Annotated in this window: 16 protein-coding genes; 4 read left to right on the forward strand and 12 right to left on the reverse strand. The window is 71.8% G+C overall.

The genetic code is table 11. From position 1 onward, the window contains the following. Positions 1-52: 52 nt before the first annotated feature. The 12 genes from ABID77_RS12780 to ABID77_RS12835 form a co-directional block, all read right to left on the reverse strand. Positions 53-1,042, reverse strand: coding sequence for a porin (locus ABID77_RS12780; protein ID WP_429596172.1), 990 nt, complete (start codon positions 1,040-1,042; stop codon positions 53-55). 266 nt (positions 1,043-1,308) lie between these two features. Continuing rightward, a complete protein-coding gene (locus tag ABID77_RS12785) occupies positions 1,309-1,962 on the reverse strand; it encodes a 2-hydroxychromene-2-carboxylate isomerase (RefSeq protein WP_429596063.1) in 654 nt (217 codons plus the stop codon). Positions 1,963-2,002: 40 nt separating this feature from the next. After that, entirely contained in the window at positions 2,003-2,245 is a 243-nt protein-coding gene (locus ABID77_RS12790; RefSeq protein ID WP_429596175.1) for a DUF1289 domain-containing protein, read from the reverse strand. A gap of 107 nt (positions 2,246-2,352) precedes the next feature. Beyond that, the gene (locus tag ABID77_RS12795; protein WP_429596066.1) at positions 2,353-3,285 is read right to left on the reverse strand and encodes a hydroxymethylglutaryl-CoA lyase; all 933 of its coding nucleotides are present in this window, start codon (positions 3,283-3,285) and stop codon (positions 2,353-2,355) included. 19 nt (positions 3,286-3,304) lie between these two features. Beyond that, on the reverse strand, positions 3,305-4,243 hold the full coding sequence (locus ABID77_RS12800; RefSeq protein WP_429596068.1) for a 2-hydroxyacid dehydrogenase: 939 nt from the start codon (positions 4,241-4,243) through the stop codon (positions 3,305-3,307). A gap of 24 nt (positions 4,244-4,267) precedes the next feature. Continuing rightward, positions 4,268-6,472 (reverse strand): acetyl/propionyl/methylcrotonyl-CoA carboxylase subunit alpha, encoded by a 2,205-nt coding sequence (locus tag ABID77_RS12805; RefSeq protein ID WP_429596071.1) that lies wholly within the window; start codon positions 6,470-6,472, stop codon positions 4,268-4,270. 1 nt (position 6,473) lies between these two features. Next, positions 6,474-7,139, reverse strand: a complete 666-nt coding sequence (locus ABID77_RS12810) for a DUF4126 domain-containing protein (protein ID WP_429596178.1) — start codon at positions 7,137-7,139, stop codon at positions 6,474-6,476. Positions 7,140-7,334: 195 nt separating this feature from the next. Next, on the reverse strand, positions 7,335-8,141 hold the full coding sequence (locus ABID77_RS12815; RefSeq protein WP_429596074.1) for an enoyl-CoA hydratase/isomerase family protein: 807 nt from the start codon (positions 8,139-8,141) through the stop codon (positions 7,335-7,337). Further along, the gene (locus tag ABID77_RS12820) at positions 8,138-8,653 is read right to left on the reverse strand and encodes a DinB family protein (RefSeq protein WP_429596076.1); all 516 of its coding nucleotides are present in this window, start codon (positions 8,651-8,653) and stop codon (positions 8,138-8,140) included. Before ABID77_RS12820 ends, ABID77_RS12815 begins: the two co-directional genes overlap by 4 nt. 5 nt (positions 8,654-8,658) lie before the next feature. Next, positions 8,659-10,272 (reverse strand): carboxyl transferase domain-containing protein, encoded by a 1,614-nt coding sequence (locus tag ABID77_RS12825; protein WP_429596079.1) that lies wholly within the window; start codon positions 10,270-10,272, stop codon positions 8,659-8,661. Positions 10,273-10,285: 13 nt separating this feature from the next. Next, the gene (locus ABID77_RS12830) at positions 10,286-12,052 is read right to left on the reverse strand and encodes an AMP-binding protein (RefSeq protein WP_429596082.1); all 1,767 of its coding nucleotides are present in this window, start codon (positions 12,050-12,052) and stop codon (positions 10,286-10,288) included. A gap of 137 nt (positions 12,053-12,189) precedes the next feature. Then, entirely contained in the window at positions 12,190-13,380 is a 1,191-nt protein-coding gene (locus tag ABID77_RS12835; protein ID WP_429596085.1) for an isovaleryl-CoA dehydrogenase, read from the reverse strand. A gap of 186 nt (positions 13,381-13,566) precedes the next feature. Here ABID77_RS12835 and ABID77_RS12840 point away from each other — a divergent pair, with 186 nt between their 5' ends. From ABID77_RS12840 to ABID77_RS12855, 4 genes are all read left to right on the forward strand, one after another. Beyond that, complete coding sequence (locus ABID77_RS12840) at positions 13,567-14,370, forward strand: TerC family protein (protein ID WP_429596088.1); 804 nt, start codon at positions 13,567-13,569, stop codon at positions 14,368-14,370. Next, on the forward strand, positions 14,367-15,518 hold the full coding sequence (locus ABID77_RS12845; protein WP_429596091.1) for an AraC family transcriptional regulator: 1,152 nt from the start codon (positions 14,367-14,369) through the stop codon (positions 15,516-15,518). The genes ABID77_RS12840 and ABID77_RS12845 overlap by 4 nt, the downstream gene beginning before the upstream one ends. Continuing rightward, on the forward strand, positions 15,515-16,774 hold the full coding sequence (locus ABID77_RS12850) for an EAL and HDOD domain-containing protein (protein WP_429596094.1): 1,260 nt from the start codon (positions 15,515-15,517) through the stop codon (positions 16,772-16,774). The genes ABID77_RS12845 and ABID77_RS12850 overlap by 4 nt, the downstream gene beginning before the upstream one ends. Positions 16,775-16,980: 206 nt before the next feature. Then, positions 16,981-17,373, forward strand: a complete 393-nt coding sequence (locus ABID77_RS12855) for a phosphonate transporter (protein WP_429596097.1) — start codon at positions 16,981-16,983, stop codon at positions 17,371-17,373. The last annotated feature ends 130 nt before the right edge of the window (positions 17,374-17,503 follow it).

The raw sequence follows: 17,503 nt of genomic DNA on the forward strand, positions 1-17,503 counted from the left end.
TCCCTTCCCTGCCCGCCATCGGCTTCCCGCGACGCCCGCGCGGGACGCCGGCTCAGAAGTTGTGCCGCACCCCCACCGCCACCGAGCGGAAGTCCGCCCCCACCACGCCGCTCTGGTAGGACGCCGCCGCGCCGTTGTTCACGCGCGTGTAGTAGCCGTAGATCTTGGTGCGCTTGCTCAGGTTGTAGTTGTAGCCCAGCGTGTACTGCGTGGCGGCGCTGTCGGGCACGTTGTCGTAGTCGCCGGCGCGGCCGACGTTGAGGTGGAATTCCGAGGCGCCTAGCAGGTAGGCGCCCGACAGGCGCACCGAGTCGCGTTTGCCGCCGTTGGCGAAGAAGGCGTTCTCGTCGCGCTGGACGTAGCCGCCCAGCAGGAACGGACCGATCGCGTAGAAGGCCCGCAGCGCGAACTGGTTGATCTGGTCGAGCTTGGTGTAGCCCGCGCCCAGCGCCAGGGCGCCGAGCTTGTAGTTGGCCGCGAAGTCATAGGAATTCCTGCCGTTGGCGCCGGCGGCGGCGGGCGTGCCGGAAACCTGCTCGTGCAGGCCCACCGAGCCTTCGAGCGTGAAGTCGTTCCACACCGGCGTGCGGTAGGCGACCTTGTTGCTGTCGCGGCTGACGTAGGCGTAGAGCGCGTCGGCCGACGAGCCGGTGTCGTGGTTGTGCAGGCTCACGTAGTCGGCCGTCGCGAAGTACGACTCGGCGATCCAGCGGCCCAGGCGCAGGCGGCCGAACGCGCCGGAGAGGTCGACCTCGCTGCGGCGGGCGAAGAAGGGGCTGGCGGCGATGCCGGTGTCGGAGGCGAAACCGCTCTCCAGCCCGAAGCCGATCTTCAGGCCGCCGCCCAGGTCCTCCACGCCCCGGAAGCCGAAGCGCGAGGAGTTGTTGAACAGCCCGGTCGTGCTCGCCTCCCCGACCTTCTGGTTCTCGACCGTGGTGTTGACGCGGCCGTAGAGCGTCACGTCGCTCTGCGCGGCGGCGGTGGTGGCGGCGAGCAGCGCGACGGTGGTGGTCGCCAGCGTGCGGTGACACGTCTTCTTCATTCGCTTCATGCGATGTCCTTTGGAAGCACCCTGCGACCGCCCGGGATGGACGGCCCTCTCCTCCGGTCGGCGAGGCGACCGGTGCGGGGTCGGGCAATGTTCGTGGAAACGCACGGCGGACATGCCGAACGGCTCATCCGCCTTCGTCGGCCACGGTCACGGCCACGGATCGACCATCGCAAGAATCGAACCCGCGCTCCGTCAGGGCGCGCGCGGGGCGTCTGCAAGCCGCGGAGCAAGCGTCGTCGGGCGGGTCCCGGGCCGCGTCAGCCTCGTGGGACGCCGGGCGCGGGTGCCCGGGAACGCACGTCGGCGTCGTCCCACTGCGGTCCGTCGAACCAGGCATCGCCCTGCAACGCCGCGCGCAGCATCGCCAGACCGTCGAAGCCCCAGAACGACCGGCCGTCGGCCACGCAGGACGGCACGCCGAAGACGCCCTGCGCGATGGCCTCGGCCGTGTTGGCGCGCAGCTGCGCCTTGACCGCGTCGCCGCCGGCGTCGCGCACCGGCGGCGGCAGGCGCTGCGCCAGTGCCGCGAGCCGCCCGGGGTCGGCCGCGTCGGCGCCGCCGCGCCAGACGTCGCGGAAGACGGTCTCGGCGACGAGGCGGCTGATCGCGCCGTCGGCACTCGTCGCCAGCGCGAGCCGCAGGTGCGGCAGCGGGTCGTAAGGATGCACGGCCGGCAGGTCGATCGGGATGCCGTGCGCGTGGCCGAGCCACAGCGCCTGGCGGTAGACCCAGGCGCGCTTGGCCGGCAACGCCACCGGCGGCGTGTGGCCGTGGTGCTTGAACAGCGCGCCGAGCAGCACCGGCCGGTAGCTCACCTCGCAGCTGAGACCCTCGAGCACCGCGGGCAGGTGCTCGAAGGCGAGGTAGGCGTAGGGCGAGACGAAGTCGAGATGGAAATCGATGTGGGTCATCGCGCGGTCTCCTTTGTCGGGGGGTCTGGGGGGTCGGTGTTCAGGACGGCGACGGCAGCGGCCGCGCGCGCAGCTCGATGGTGCGCCAGACGCCGCGCTTGCCGGCGTCGGGCATGCGGCTCCAGCCGGCGATCTCGTCGAGCGTGCGCAGGCAGCCCGTGCACAGCCCGCTCGCCGCGTCGATGCGGCAGACCGAGATGCAGGGCGAGGGCACGTCCCGCACCGCGCGTCGTGCCACGGCGGCGCGGACCGCGAGCGCGCGGCGCTCCTCGCTCCGTCCCAGGGCCGCGGCGGCGTCAGTCGAGGTCACCGCGCCGTCGCCGTCGCCGCCGGCGTCGCCGATGCCCGTGTCCGCCGCGTCCGACGTCCGCGTGTCCGACGTCATCCGGTTCATCCCAGCCGCTTGTTGCGGATCGCCTTGGAGGCGCGCGAGTTCGGTTCGCGGCCGAGCGCCTCGCTGATGTAGACGCCGGCGTCGATCAGCCGGTCGAGGTCGATGCCGGTCTCGATGCCCATGCCGTGCAGCAGGTAGACCACGTCCTCGGTCGCGACGTTGCCCGTTGCGCCCTTGGCGTAGGGGCAGCCGCCCAGGCCGGCCGACGAGGACTGGAAATTCCACACGCCGAGCTCCAGCGCGGCCAGCGTGTTGGCCAGCGCCTGGCCGTAGGTGTCGTGGAAGTGACCGGAGACGGCATCGATGTCGAAGTGCGACAGCGCGGCCTCGATCGCCGCCTGGACCTTGCGCGGCGTGCCGATGCCGATGGTGTCGGCCACGTCCACGCGCTGGACGCCGATGTCTTTCATCAGCCCGGCGAGCCGAGCCACCGCTTCGGGCGCGATCTCGCCCTCGTACGGGCAACCGACCGTGCACGACATCGCGCCGCGCACGTGGATGCCCTTCTCCCGCGCGGCGGCGACCACCGGCGCGAAGCGCTCGATGCTCTCGGCGATCGAGCAGTTGATGTTGCGCTGGCTGAAGGCCTCGCTGGCCGCGCCGAAGACCACGATCTCGTCGGGCCACTCCTCGCGCGGCGCGGCGACGGCGGCCTCGAAGCCCTTCATGTTGGGCGTCAGCACCGAGTAGCGAACGCCCGGCTCGCGCGCGATGCCGCGCATGACCTCGGCGTTGTCGGCCATCTGCGGCACCCATTTCGGGCTGACGAAGCTGGTGACCTCGATCTCGCGCAGGCCCGCCGCCTGCAGGCGGTGCACGAGGCCGATCTTGACGTCGGCCGGGACCGGCTGCTTCTCGTTCTGGAGGCCGTCGCGCGGGCCGACGTCGACGAGTCTGACGCGGGTGGGGAGGGTGTGGGATGTGGTCATGGAATCGCCTTTCATCGCTTCAATACCCGCGCGCGCCGTCGACGACGCCCGGCAGATCGTCGAACCCCGCACCGCCCTCCACCGCGCGGATCTTTCCCGCGATCTGCGCGATCGACTCGTCGCGCAGCGTGCGCGCCGAGGCGTGCGGCGTCACGGTGATCCTCGGATGGCGCCAGAACGGATGACCGGGCGGCAGCGGCTCGGTCTGGAAGACGTCGAGCGTGGCACCGGCGAGCCGGCCATCGTCGAGCAGCGGGATCAGGTCGTCCTCGACCAGGTGCGCGCCGCGCGCCACGTTGATCACGTACCCGCCGGGAGCGCCGCCGTGGAGCTTCTCCAGCGTCTCGCGCCGCAGGATGCCGCGCGTGTCGTCGGTCAGCGGCAGCAGGCAGACGACGACGCGGCTCGCGGCCAGGAAGTCGTCGAAGCCCGCCGCGCCCGCGAAGGCGCGCACGCCCTCGACCTCGCGCGGCGTGCGGCTCCAGCCGTTGACCGGGAACTCGAACTGCGCGACGGCTTTCGCGACGCGCCGGCCCAGCACGCCCAGGCCCATCACGCCGACCGGGAAGTCCTGTCGCGGGCGTGGCCGGCGGAAGCCCCAGCGGCCCTCCTTCGCATCGGCCTCGTAGCCGTCGAACTCGCGGAAATGCCGGATCAGCGCGTGGCAGACGTACTCGGCCATCTGCACCGACATGCCCGCGTCGTCGAGCCGCACGATGCGCATCGAGTCCGGGATGCGCAGCGCCAGCAGCGCGTCGACGCCGGCGCCGATGTTGAAGAGGCCGCGCAGGGTCGGCGCCTGCTCGTCGATGAACCGCTGCGACGGCGCCCAGACCACCGCGTGGTCGGCCGGCGCCGCGCCCGGTTGCCAAGCCTCGACGACGGCGCCGGGCAGTTCGCGTTGCAGGCCGGCGATCCAGGCGTCGGGGCGTTCGGGGAGGGAGACGGTGATGTGCATGGGCAATCGAGCTTATCCAGTCAGTCAGGCCGCGACGGCGGCGGGGACGGCAGCGGCGGCGCCGACCGCGATCCGCAGCAATTCAGCCCCCTCCGCCACCTGGTCGCCCGGCGCATACAGCAGTTCCTCGACCGTGCCGTCGGCCGGCGCGGCGATGGTGTGCTCCATCTTCATGGCCTCCATCACCGCCAGCGGCTGGCCGCGCGAGACGGCGTCGCCGGCCTTCACGGCGAAGGACACGACCTTGCCCGGCATCGGCGCGGTCAGGCGGCCGCCCTCGGCCTGCGCCTCGCCGGCGTGGGCCAGCCGGTCGACGCGCGTGATGCGCGTGGCGCCCCGCGCCGTGAAGACGTGGCCGACGCGCAGGCCGTGGCCGCCGTCGACCCAGGCCACCTGCACGACGTGGCGCGTGCCGTCGTCGAAGCGCAGCTCGAAGTCGTCGTCGCTGCCGTCACCCCCGCTGCCGCCCTCCCCGCCCGGCGCCGGCGGCAGCCCGCCGATCGACAGCCCCCGCTCGACGCCGCCCACCGCCAGCCGCAAGCCGCCGTCGCGGCCGTAGGTCAGCGTGGCCGGCTCGGTCGCGCCGTGGAATTCGAGCTCGAAGCGGCGCGTCGATCCGCCGTGCGAGCGCCAGCCGTCGCGCCGCGCGAACGGACCGCCATCGGCCGACGCGATGCGGCGCTCGTCGAGCAACGTGCGCGCCACCACGGCCGCCGCCGCCAGCGGCAGGCCCAGCGGCTCGCGGTCGAACAGCACCGCGCGCTCGCGCTCGATCAGCGCCGTGTCGAGGTCGGGCTTCGCGAACGACGCCGTCGCCAGGATGCCGCGCAGGAACTGCACGTTGGTCGCCAGGCCGACGATGCGCGTGCGCGCCAGCGCCTGGTCGAGCCGGGCCAGCGCCTCGTCGCGCGTCGCGCCGTGGACGATCAGCTTGGCGATCATCGAGTCATAGAAGGGCGAGATCGCGTCGCCCTGGCGCACGCCGTCGTCGATGCGCACCGGCGCCCGGCCGCCGCCCGGCGCCAGGCGCTCGAAGGCCGTGGCCGGCGGCTTGCGGTAGACCTGCAGCGTGCCGGTGGCGGGCAGGAAATCGTTGTCGGGGTTCTCGGCGCAGATGCGCGCCTCGATGGCGTGGCCGGTGATGGCGAGCTGGTCCTGGCGCAGCGGCAAGGGCTCGCCCGAGGCGATGCGCAGCTGCCACTCGACCAGGTCGAGCCCGGTGATGGCCTCGGTCACCGGATGCTCGACCTGCAGCCGCGTGTTCATCTCCATGAAGAAAAAAGACATGTCGGCCCCCTCGCTCGGCACTGACGTGTCCTCGCTGCCCCCCGAGGGGGTGCTCGCTTGCTTGGGGCGGCCCAGCGCGGCGCTCGTCTCGCCGCCCGCGCGCTGCTCGACGATGAACTCCACCGTGCCGGCGCCGACGTAGTTCACCGCCCGGGCTGCCGCCACGGCCGCCGCGCCCATGCGCTGGCGCAGCGCCTCGGTCATGCCGGGCGCGGGCGCCTCCTCCAGCACCTTCTGGTGGCGGCGCTGCACGGAGCAGTCGCGCTCGAACAGGTGGACGCAGCCGCCGTGCGCGTCGCCGAAGACCTGGATCTCGATGTGGCGCGGGCGCTGGACGTACTTCTCGATCAGCACCGCGTCGTCGCCGAAGCTGTTGATGGCCTCGCGTCGGCACGAGGCCAGCGCGGCGGCGAAGTCCTCCGAGCGGTCGACCGCGCGCATGCCCTTGCCGCCGCCGCCCGCGCTGGCCTTGATGAGCACCGGGTAGCCGATGCGGTCGGCCTCGCGCTGGAGCAATGCCGGGTCCTGGTCGGCGCCGTGGTAGCCGGGCACCAGCGGCACGCCGGCCCCCTCCATCAACCGCTTGGACTCGGCCTTCAGGCCCATCGCCTGGATCGCCGAGGGCGGCGGGCCGATGAAGGCGACACCGGCGTCGGCGCAGGCCTGGGCGAAGGCCTCGTTCTCGCTCAGGAAGCCGTAGCCCGGGTGGATGGCCTCGGCACCGGTCGCGCGGGCCGCCTCCAGGATCTTTTCCCAACGCAGATAGCTGTCCTTGGGCGCGCTGCCGCCCAGATGTATCGACTCGTCGCAGGCGCGCACGTGGCGGGCGTCCGCGTCGGCGTCGGAATACACGGCGACGGTGCGCACGCCCAGGCGGCGCGCGGTCGCGGCGACGCGGCAGGCGATCTCGCCACGGTTGGCGATCAGGATCTTCTTGAACATGTCAGGGGTCTCCGGGGGGATTTTTCTTGAGGAGCTGAAAGGCGGGCGTGACGCCCGGATCGGGCCGGCCGCTGAAGATGCGCGCGACGCGCGTGACGAGGCCGCGCAGGAAGCGCCAGCTGCGCAGGATCAGCCACACGCTCAACGCCAGCACGGCGACGAACATGGCGCCGAAGACCAGCGGGTGCATCACCGCCAGCCACAGGCCGGCGGGCACCGCCGTGTCCTCGATCAGCGAGGCGCCGACGTTGGTGAAGGGCTCGGGCGAGGTGTTGAGGGCGGCGCGCGTGGTGGCCTTGGCGGCGTGTGCGGTGGCCGCGAAACCGCCGCCGAGCAGGGCCGCGACCAGCGCCATCGCGCCGTGGTCGGCACCGAAGACGCCCGCCGCCAGCGCCGCGCCGGCGGGGATGCGGATGGCGGTGTGGACCAGGTCCCAGAGCGAATCCAGCCCCGGGATCTTGTCGGCGAAGAACTCGACGAACACCATGAAGCCGCTCACCGCCAGCACCGCCGGATGCCCCAGCAGCTGCAATCCGCCCGGCAGCGGCACCCAGCCGAAATACCCTGCCATGCCCGTCAGCAGCACCACCAGGTAGAGCCGCACGCCGCTGGCCCAGCCGAGCGCCGCGGCCAGCGCCAGCAGTTGAGGAAGATCGAGCTGCGCCATCACCGCCGAGCCCGCTTCAAGGTGCAAGCACCCCGTGGAACGCCGCCGAACCGGCTCCGCCGGGCGGCTGGTGTCGCCCCCGGTGAGGGGGAGTGCGAAGTGACACGAAGTGCACGCAGCATGGGGGTGAATCCATTCCTCCCCGGCGAGGGGGCGTGCGAAGTGACACGGAGTGCATGCAGCATGAGGGTGATCTCATGTCTCCAGCCACGACGGCTTGCGCTTCTGCAGGAAGGCCTGCACGCCCTCGCGGCCCTCGTCGCTGGCGCGGATGTCGGCGATGCCCTCGACGGTGCGCGCGATCAAGGCGGCGTCGATCTCGCGACCGGCGACATCGGCGACGAGCCGCTTGCAGGCGCCCACGGCGGCCGGGCCGGCGCCGCGCAAGGCCTTCAGGAGCCGGTCGACCTGGGCGTCGATCACCTCGGCCGCGTCGACCACCTCGTGCACCAGGCCCAGCCGGTGCGCCTCGGCCGCCGTGAAGCGCTCGGCCGTCAGGAAGTAGCGCTGCGCCGCGCGCGTGCCCATCGCGCGGATCACGTAGGGGCTGATGGTGGCGGGCACGAGGCCGATCCTGACCTCGCTCAGGCAGAACCAGGCGGTGTCCAGCGCCACGGCCATGTCGCAGGCCGCGACCAGCCCCACGCCCCCGGCGTAGACGTCGCCCTGCACGCGCGCGATGGTCGGCTTGGGGCACTCGGCGATGGTGCGCAGCATCGCGGCGAGCCAGCCGGCGTCGGCGAGGTTCTGCTCGCGCGTGTAGCCGGCCATGCGGCGCATCCAGTTGAGATCGGCACCGGCGCAGAAGGCCGGGCCGCGCGCGCCGAGCACCACGGCGCGCACCGCCGGCATGGCGCCGACCTCGACGAAGGCACGCGTCAGCTCGTCGATGACGACGTCGTCGAAGGCGTTGCGCGATTCGGGCCGGTCGAGCCAGATGCGGGCGACGGCGCCGTCGTCGTCGAGCGCGAGTTCGAGGGTGGTGAAGGCGGGCAGGGTCATGGTCGGGCTCTCGCTTCGCTCTGCAGCAGATAGACCCAGTCGAGCGACGGGCCGGGGTGGCCCAGCATCGTCACGGCCGCCGTCAGCTGGCCGCGATGGTGGGTCGCGTGGTTGAAGACATGGCCCAGCGCCGCAGCGAAGGGCAGGCGCATGGTCTCGCCGTTGTTGCGCGTGTAGGTCAGTTCGCCGTCGAGGCACGCCGCGTCGAGCGTGTCGGCCCAGCCGGCCCAGCGATCGACCGCCGCCGCCAGCGCGGCGCATGCCGGCGCGCGATCGGCATGCGGCTGGGCGTCGAGCGCGATGCGCGGCGACCGGCCTTCGGCGAAACGCGCGTGCCAGATGTCGTCGGTCACCAGCAGGTGGTTGACGGTGCGATGCACCGAGCCGAAGAACAGGCGCAGGTCGCGGTGCCACTCCTCGTCGCTCAAGGCCGCCAGGTCGTCGGCGAGCAGCTTGCGCGTGGCCCACGCGTGGTAGCGCGCGAGGCGGGCGAAGTAGCGCGGGAGCTGCATGGCGCCTACATCCGGAAGACGCCGAATCTCGGCTCGGGAACGGGCGCGTTGCGCGCGGCGGCCAGGCCCAGCGCCAGCACGCGGCGCGTGTCGGCCGGGTCGATGACGCCGTCGTCCCACAGGCGCGCGGTGGCGTAGTAGGGGTGGCCCTGCTCCTCGTACTGCCGGCGCAGGGGCGCCTTGAAGGCCTCCTCCTCCTCGGCGCTCCAGGTGCCGCCCTTGCCCTCGATGCCGTCGCGCCGGACGGTCGCCAGCACGCTGGCGGCCTGCTCGCCGCCCATCACGCTGATGCGCGCGTTGGGCCACATCCAGAGGAAGCGCGGCGAGAACGCGCGGCCGCACATGCCGTAGTTGCCGGCGCCGAAGCTGCCGCCGATGATCACCGTGAACTTGGGCACGTTGGCCGTGGCCACGGCCGTCACCATCTTGGCGCCGTGGCGCGCGATGCCCTCGTTCTCGTACTTGCGCCCGACCATGAAGCCGGTGATGTTCTGCAGGAACACCAGCGGGATCTTGCGCTGGCAGCACAGCTCGATGAAGTGCGCGCCCTTCTGCGCCGATTCGGAGAACAGGATGCCGTTGTTGGCGACGATGCCCACGGGCATGCCCTCGATCGCGGCGAAGCCGCACACCAGCGTGGCGCCGAAGCGGGCCTTGAACTCGTGGAACTCGCTGCCGTCGACGATGCGCGCGACGATCTCGCGCACGTCGAAGGGCTTGCGCGTGTCGGTCGGGATGACGCCGTAGAGCTCCTCGGCGGGCAGGGCCGGCGGCGCGCCCGGCGGCGCGGCGACCACGGGCCGGTTCAGGTGGGCCACCGCCGAGCGCGCCAGCGACAGCGCGTGCAGGTCGTTCTGCGCCAAGTGGTCGGCCACGCCCGACAGCCGCGTGTGCACGTCGCCGCCGCCCAGGTCCTCGGCCGTCACCACCTCGCCGGTGGCCGCCTTCACCAGCGGCGGGCCGCCCAGGAAGATGGTGCCCTGCTCCTTGACGATGATCGACTCGTCGCTCATGGCCGGCACGTAGGCACCGCCGGCGGTGCACGAGCCCATCACCACGGCGATCTGCGCGATGCCCCGGGCGCTCATCTGCGCCTGGTTGTAGAAGATGCGGCCGAAGTGGTCGCGGTCGGGGAAGACCTCGTCCTGGTTGGGCAGGTTGGCGCCGCCGGAGTCGACCAGGTAGATGCACGGCAGCCGGTTCTGCTCGGCGATCTCCTGCGCGCGCAGGTGCTTCTTGACGGTCAGCGGGAAGTAGGTGCCGCCCTTCACCGTGGCGTCGTTGCACACGATCATGCAGTCGACCCCGCTGACGCGGCCGATGCCGGCGATCAGTCCGGCGCCGGGCGCGGACTCGGCGCCGGTCGGGTCGAGGTACATGCCGCAGGCCGCCAGCGGCGCGATCTCCAGGAACGGCGTGCCGGGGTCGAGCAGCTCGGCCACGCGCTCGCGCGGCAGCAGCTTGCCGCGCGCGACGTGCTTGGCGCGCGCGGCCTCGCCGCCGCCGGCCTCGACCCGGGCGAAGCGCTGGCGCAGGTCGTCGACCAGCGCGCGCATCGCGGCGGCGTTGGCCTGGAAGTCCGCGGAGCGGGCGTTGAGTCGGGTCTCGATTCTGCTCATGGGTTCTGGTCCTTCATGCGGTCTTCACCTCGTCGAGCCCCAGGCGCTCGCGCATGGCCTCGCGGATGCGGAACTTCTGGATCTTGCCGGTCACGGTCATCGGGAAGGCATCGACGAACTGGATGTACCTCGGCACCTTGTAGTGCGCGATGCGGCCGGCGCAGAAGGCGCGGATGCCGTCCTCGGTGGGCGTCTGGCCGGGGCGCGGGATGATCCAGGCGCACAGCTCCTCGCCGTATCGGGCGTCGGGCAGGCCGACGACCTGCACGTCCTGCACCTGCGGGTGGCCGTAGAGGAACTCCTCGATCTCGCGCGGGTAGATGTTCTCGCCGCCGCGGATCACCATGTCCTTGCTGCGCCCGACGATGTTGACGTAGCCCTCGGCGTCCATGGTGGCGAGGTCGCCGGTGTGCATCCAGCCCTCGGCGTCGATCGCCTCGCGCGTGCGCGGCGCGTCGTCCCAGTAGCCGTGCATCACCAGGTAGCCGCGCGTGCACAGCTCGCCCGAGGTGCCGCGCGGCACCGTCTCGCCGGTCGCGGGGTCGACGATCCTCACCTCGACGTGCGGCTGCACCGTGCCGACGGTGGCCACGCGCTTTTCCAGCGGCGTGTCGGTCGAGCTCTGGCAGCTCACCGGACTGGTCTCGGTCATGCCGTAGGCGATGGTGATCTCGCGCAGGTTCATGCGCTCGACCACGCGCTTCATGACCTCGATCGGGCAGGCGGTGCCTGCCATGATCCCGGTGCGCAGGGTCGACAGGTCGAATTCGGCGAATCGCGGATGGTCGAGCTCGGCGATGAACATGGTCGGCACGCCGTGCAGGCCGGTGCAGCGCTCGGCCTGCACGGTCTCCAGCACCGACAGCGCGTCGAAGCCGTCGTTCGGGAACACCAGGGTGCTGCCGTGCGTGAGGCAGGCCAGGCTGCCCAGCACCATGCCGAAGCAGTGGTACATCGGCACCGGCACGCACAGCCGGTCGGCCGGCGTCAGCTTCATGCATTCGCCGATGAAGAAGCCGTTGTTCAGGATGTTGCGGTGCGTGAGCGAGGCGCCCTTGGGGAAACCGGTGGTGCCGCTGGTGAACTGGATGTTGACGGGTTCGTCGGCGCGCAGGGAGCGCTGCACCTCGGCCACGCGCGGATCGTGCGGGTCGCCGCCGGCGAGCAGGCGCGTGAAGCGGCGCATGCCGGGGACGTCGTCGCCGGCGCCCCCGCCTCCGTCGACGCGCGCGTCCGCGACCGCCGGCGCCCGGGCGGCCGGCACGGCGCCGTCGATCCACACCACGTGGCGCAGCGTCGGCAGGCGCGCGGCGCGCAGTCCGACCCCGCCCTCCGCATCGGTGTCGGCCAGCTCCGGCGCCAGCTCGCGCAGCATGCCCAGGTAGTCGCTGGTCTTGAAGCGCGCCATCGTCACCAGCGCGGCGCAGCCGACCTTGTTCAATGCGTACTCGACCTCGCTCGTGCGGTAGGCCGGGTTGATGTTCACCAGCACCAGGCCGACCTTGGCCGTGGCGATCTGCAGCAGCACCCAGGCGGCGTTGTTGTGCGACCAGATGCCCACGCGCTCGCCCGGCGCCAGGCCCAGGCGCAGCAGCGCGCTGGCGAGGCGGTCCGCGGCCTCGCCCAGCGCGCGGTAGGTGAAGCGCAGGCCCTCGTGGCGGCTGACCAGCGCCTCGCGGTCGGGCTGGCGCGCGACCATGGCGTCGAAGAAGTCGCCGATCGTCCGCTCGATGAGCGGGACGTCGGTGGCGCCTTGCGCGTAGCTCCGAGTCGATGACATCGCTTGTCTCCTTGTCTGGCATTGGCGGGGAAAGTGCCGCTGCCGGTAACACCGCGGAACCGGCTTTGCCGGGCCGCTGGTGTTGCCCCCTGGAAGGGGGTTGGCGAGAGCGACACGAAGTGCGCGAAGCCTGGGGGTCAGCTTGTTTCCGCGAACAGCTCCCGCCCGATCAGCATGCGCCGGATCTCGCTGGTGCCGGCGCCGATCTCGTAGAGCTTGGCGTCGCGCCACAGGCGCTCCACGGGGAAGTCCTTGGTGTAGCCGACGCCGCCCAGGGCCTGGATCGCCTCGCCGGCCATCCAGGTCGCCTTCTCGGCCGAATACAGGATGGCGCCGGCGGCGTCCTTGCGGAAGCTGCGCGCGTGGTCGTTGCGATCGCAGGCCTTGCCCACGGCGTAGACGTAGGCGCGCGTGGCCTGCCAGGTCGAGTACATGTCGGCGAGCTTGCCCTGCATCAGCTGGAACTCGCCGATGCTCCGGCCGAACTGCTTGCGCTCGTGGACGAAGGGGATCACCGCGTCCATGCAGGCGGCCATGATGCCCAGCGGGCCGCCCGAGAGCACGGCGCGCTCGTAGTCGAGGCCGCTCATCAGCACCTTCGCGCCCTGCCCCTCGCCGCCGAGCACGTTCTCCTCCGGCACCTCGCAGTCGTCGAAGAACAGCGGATAGGTGTTGGAGCCGCGCATGCCCAGCTTGTCGAGCTTGGTGCCGGCGGAGAAGCCCTTGAAGCCGCGCTCGACGATGAAGGCCGTCATGCCGCGCGCGCCCATCTCGGGCTCGGTCTTGGCGTAGATGACCAGGGTGTCGGCGTCGCCGCCGTTGGTGATCCACATCTTGCCGCCGTTGAGCACGTAGCGGTCGCCGCGCTTCTCGGCGCGCAGCTTCATGCTCACGACGTCCGAGCCGGCGCCGGGCTCGCTCATGGCCAGCGCGCCGACGTGCTCGCCGCTCACCAGCCTGGGCAGGTACTTGTCCTTCTGCGCCGCGCTGCCGTTGCGGTGGATCTGGTTGACGCACAGGTTGGAGTGCGCGCCGTAGGACAGGCCGACCGACGCCGAGGCGCGCGAGACCTCCTCCATGGCCACGATGTGGGCCAGGTAGCCCAGTTCGGTGCCGCCGTATTCCTCCTTCACGGTCATGCCGTGCAGGCCGAGCTCGCCGAGCTTGCGCCACAGGTCGTGCGGGAAGAGGTTGTCGGCGTCGACGGCGGCGGCGCGCGGCGCGATCTCCGCGGCGGCGAAGTCGGCGATGGCCTCGCGCAGGGCGTCGACGGTGTCGCCGAGGTCGAAGTTCAGTCCGGGCAGGCCGGTCGGGCTGGACGAGGGCATGTGGTGTCTCCTCTGTGGGGGTGGATCGCAGGGCCGCAGCTTACGCCCGGCGCGAGCGCAGATGGCGCCACGGAGGTTGCGGATCGTGCCACGCCGCCGCCGGAAATCCGGGGGCGGCCGATGGTCTTTCGCCGGCCGGCGCGGGCTGCTGCATGATTTTGCCGATTCAACTTCCTCGGGAATTCCATGGACAGCCTGCAAGCCTTGTTCTCCGACCCCACCGCGTGGGCCGCCCTGCTGGCGCTGGTGATCATGGAGGTCGTGCTGGGGATCGACAACCTGATCTTCATCTCCATCCTGTCGAACAAGCTGCCCGAGCACCAGCGCAAGAACGCCCGCCGCATCGGCATCGGCCTGGCGCTGGTGATGCGCCTGATGCTGCTGTCGATGATCGCGTGGATCGTCGGCCTGACCGCGCCGGTGTTCGACCTGGGCTGGAGCGGCCCGCCCGACGCCGCCGGCCGGCCGGGCTTCGAGACGCAGTTCTCCTGGCGCGACCTGATCCTGATCGTCGGCGGCCTGTTCCTGATCTGGAAGGCGACCAAGGAGATCCACCACGCCGTCGACCCCGCGCCCACCGACAGCGTCTTCGACACCACCGCCGCCAAGGCCACGGTGGCGTTCTCGTCGGTGCTGGTGCAGATCGTGCTGCTGGACATGGTGTTCTCGGTCGACTCGATCCTCACCGCCGTGGGCATGACCGACAACCTGGCCGTGATGGTGATCGCCGTCATCACCGCCGTGACGGTGATGCTGCTGGCCGCCGAGCCGCTGGCCAACTTCATCAACCGCAACCCGACGGTGGTGATGCTGGCGCTGGGCTTCCTGCTGATGATCGGCGCGGTGCTGATCGCCGACGGCTTCGGCGTGCACGTGCCCAAGGGCTACATCTACGCGGCGATGGCGTTCTCCACGCTGGTCGAGGCGCTCAACATGTTCTCCCGCCGCGCGCAGCAGCGCAAGGCGGCGCCGCCTCCCGCGTCGACATGACCAGCGCGCGGGCGCACGCGCCCCGCGCGGCGACGCCGATGGCCTTCGTGCGCGCCATCGTCGCCGCCTATGCCCGGTACGGCCGCGACCCCGCCGGCGCCCTGCGCGCGGCATCCATCGCGCCGCGCGACGTCGACGATCCCGCGGGGCGCGTGACGGCGGCGCAGTTCGAAGCCCTCAACGCCCACGCGATGCAGGAACTCGACGACGAGGCGCTCGGCTGGTTCTCGCGCCGCCTGCCCTGGGGCACCTACGGCATGCTGTGCCGCGCCTCGCTGGGCGCGCCCGACCTCGGCGTCGCCCTCAAGCGCTGGTGCCGCCACCACCGGCTGCTGACCGACGACGTCGTGCTCGACCTGGCGGTGGCCGGCGGCGTCGCCACGGTGCGCATCGAGGAGCGCCGCGCGCCGGAGGCCGACTTCCGCGAGTTCTGCCTGGTGTCGAGCCTGCGCTTCCTGCTGGGCTACGCCTGCTGGGCCATCGACTCGCAGATCGCGCTGCGCGAGGCGCACTTCCCGTTCCCGGCGCCGCCGCACCGCGACGCCTACGCGCTGATGTTCGGCCCCGTGGTGGCCTTCGATTCGCGCCGGGGCGCCGGCATCGCCTTCGACGAGCGCTATCTGGCGCTGCCGCTGCGGCGCGACGAGCGCGCGCTGCGCGCCATGCTGCGCCGCGCCCTGCCGCTGACGGTGCTGCAGTACCGGCGCGACCGGCTGCTCGGGCGGCGCGTGCGCGAGCTGCTGCGCGCGCACGGCACCGAGGCGGCGACGGCGCAGACGGTGGCCGGCTGGCTGGCGATCTCCCCGCGCACCCTGCACCGCCAGCTGCGCGACGAGGGCGTCTCGCTGCAGGCGCTCAAGGACGAGGTGCGCCGCACCGGCGCCTGCGACCTGCTGCGGCGCACCACGCGGCCCGTGCGGCAGGTCGCGCTGGCAGTGGGCTTCCGCAGCGAGAAGAGCTTCTCCCGCGCCTTCCGCCAGTGGACCGGCACGACGCCGGGGGACTTCAGGAGCGGCGGCGATGCCCCGACGCCTCAAGTCGACGTGCGATCGGCCGATATCCCTCCCATGAAGGACCGCGCCGGCGGGCCACCCGCCGGCGACATCCCCACCGCAGCTCCCAGACGACGCAGACCGTTGGACCCATGAACGAAGACGCACACCGTGACGATCCGAGCCCCGACGGGGCGCCCAGCGTGCTGCTGGGCCGGCAGCCGATCGTGGACCGCTCGGGCGCCCTGGTCGCCTACGAGCTGCTGTTCAGGGGCGGTTTCGACAACGCGGCCACGGTCGACGACGACGGCATCGCGACCGACCAGGTGATCGTCAACGCCCTCGCGCAGTTCGGCGTCGCGGCCACCCTGGGCGCGCACCGGGGGTTCCTCAACGTGGGGCGCGCCTCGCTCGGATCGGACAGCCTGTACCTGCTCGAACCCGGCCGCTTCACGCTGGAGATCCTGGAGGACGTCGTCATCGACGCCGAGATCGAGGCGGATTGCCGACGGCTGCGGCGCTCCGGCTTCCAGATCGCGCTCGACGACGTGGTCTCGATCGACCGCATCCCGGCGCGGGTGCTGGCGCTGGTGGACGTCGTCAAGATCGACCTGCACAACGTCGTCGCCGCCGAGCTGCCGCTGATCATCCACATGGCCCACGAGGCCGGCTGCCGGGTGCTGGCCGAGAAGGTGGAGACCCAGGAGGAATTCCGCCGCATCCTGGCGCTGGGCGCGGACCTGTTCCAGGGCTACTTCTTCGCCCGCCCGGAGGTCCTGCGCCAGAGCCAGGCCAGCGCCTCGCAGATCGCGCTGCTCCAGCTGAGCCAGGTGCTGGCGGACGATCCGAGCCTGGCGGACCTGCAGCAGGAGGTGAAGCGCAATCCGATGCTGCTGGCGCAGCTGATGAAGTTCGCCAGCTCGGCCTTCGCGGCGGCGCGGCCCGACCTCACGGTGGGCGAGGCCATCGCGCGCGTGGGCACGCGGCAGCTGGCGCGGCTGGCCCAGCTGCTGCTGTTCGCCGACGGCGGCCACGACCGGCTGGAGGAAGACCCGCTGCTGCAGCTCGTCAGCACGCGGGCGCGCTTCATGGAGCTGATGGCCCAGGAGATGCGGCCCCACGACGACGCCTTCGCCGACGTCGCCTTCCAGACCGGCATCTTCTCGCTGATGCACGTGGTGGTGCGGCAGTCGAGCGCGCGGATGCTCGACCAGATCCGGCCGGGCCCGCGCGTCCAGGCCGCCATCCTGCGCTTCGAGGGCGAACTCGGCGACCTGCTGCGCATCGCCCAGCGCATGGAGGACTTCGAACCGGTGGGCGCGGCCCTGCCGCTGCGGCGCTGCGGGCTCGACCCGGAACGCCTGAACGCGCTGTTCGCCCGCGCGGCGATCGAGGTCCTCGGCAGCGCCTGAGCGCCGGCGCGCCGGCGCCGCCGGACGCCCGGTTCGCGACTCCCCTTCGCCGAAGGGGTCAAGTCGGCGCCCGCGACGCCGATAGAGAAGCCAGAATGACCGCAGATTCCGGGACGCGCCGCACCGCGCATCGCCCGCCTCCCCGCAGCGCCCGGCACGGCGTCCCTCGTCGCGCCCGGTTTTCCTCTTCAGACAAAGGTACCTCCATGAACGAGACCCAGGCACCGACCTTCGACGCGCCCGGCCTCATCGGGCGGCTCGACGCCCTGCCGGACGACGCGCTCGACATGCTCGACTTCGGCGTCATCGGCTTCGACGCCGGGACCGCCGTGCGCCGCTACAACGCCTTCGAATCGAAGGCCGCCGGCCTGTCGCCGCAGCGCGTGCTCGGCCACGCCCTCTTCGCGGTGGTCGCGCCCTGCATGAACAACTACCTCGTGGCGCAGCGTTTCGAGGACGCGGCGGCCGACGGCGGCGAGCTCGACGCCACCATCGACTACGTGCTGACCCTGCGCATGCGCCCGGTCAAGGTCAAGCTGCGCCTGCTGGCGGCCCCGGGAGCGGCGCACCGCTACGTGCTCGTCCAGCGTTCGGTGTGAGCATCGCCGCCATGCCGCAAACCGACCAGGATGAGTACGAGGCGCTGCTGCAGTTCCTCTACATCGCGCCGATCGGTCTGGCGCAGCTGCGCGCCGACGGCGAGATCGTGATGGTCAACCCGCTGTGCGC

It is taken from the genome of Variovorax sp. PvP013, assembly GCF_050435945.1.
Taxonomy (GTDB): Bacteria; Pseudomonadota; Gammaproteobacteria; order Burkholderiales; family Burkholderiaceae_C; genus Variovorax.

Excerpts from the sequence above, each read along its gene's own strand:
- ABID77_RS12780 (WP_429596172.1), bottom strand. The coding sequence starts at position 1,042 with ATGAAGAAGACGTGTCACCGCACGCTGGCGACCACCACCGTCGCGCTG.
- ABID77_RS12785 (WP_429596063.1), bottom strand. The coding sequence starts at position 1,962 with ATGACCCACATCGATTTCCATCTCGACTTCGTCTCGCCCTACGCCTAC.
- ABID77_RS12795 (WP_429596066.1), bottom strand. The coding sequence starts at position 3,285 with ATGACCACATCCCACACCCTCCCCACCCGCGTCAGACTCGTCGACGTC.
- ABID77_RS12800 (WP_429596068.1), bottom strand. The coding sequence starts at position 4,243 with ATGCACATCACCGTCTCCCTCCCCGAACGCCCCGACGCCTGGATCGCC.
- ABID77_RS12805 (WP_429596071.1), bottom strand. The coding sequence starts at position 6,472 with ATGTTCAAGAAGATCCTGATCGCCAACCGTGGCGAGATCGCCTGCCGC.
- ABID77_RS12810 (WP_429596178.1), bottom strand. The coding sequence starts at position 7,139 with ATGGCGCAGCTCGATCTTCCTCAACTGCTGGCGCTGGCCGCGGCGCTC.
- ABID77_RS12815 (WP_429596074.1), bottom strand. The coding sequence starts at position 8,141 with ATGACCCTGCCCGCCTTCACCACCCTCGAACTCGCGCTCGACGACGAC.
- ABID77_RS12820 (WP_429596076.1), bottom strand. The coding sequence starts at position 8,653 with ATGCAGCTCCCGCGCTACTTCGCCCGCCTCGCGCGCTACCACGCGTGG.
- ABID77_RS12825 (WP_429596079.1), bottom strand. The coding sequence starts at position 10,272 with ATGAGCAGAATCGAGACCCGACTCAACGCCCGCTCCGCGGACTTCCAG.
- ABID77_RS12830 (WP_429596082.1), bottom strand. The coding sequence starts at position 12,052 with ATGTCATCGACTCGGAGCTACGCGCAAGGCGCCACCGACGTCCCGCTC.
- ABID77_RS12835 (WP_429596085.1), bottom strand. The coding sequence starts at position 13,380 with ATGCCCTCGTCCAGCCCGACCGGCCTGCCCGGACTGAACTTCGACCTC.
- ABID77_RS12840 (WP_429596088.1), top strand. The coding sequence starts at position 13,567 with ATGGACAGCCTGCAAGCCTTGTTCTCCGACCCCACCGCGTGGGCCGCC.
- ABID77_RS12845 (WP_429596091.1), top strand. The coding sequence starts at position 14,367 with ATGACCAGCGCGCGGGCGCACGCGCCCCGCGCGGCGACGCCGATGGCC.
- ABID77_RS12850 (WP_429596094.1), top strand. The coding sequence starts at position 15,515 with ATGAACGAAGACGCACACCGTGACGATCCGAGCCCCGACGGGGCGCCC.
- ABID77_RS12855 (WP_429596097.1), top strand. The coding sequence starts at position 16,981 with ATGAACGAGACCCAGGCACCGACCTTCGACGCGCCCGGCCTCATCGGG.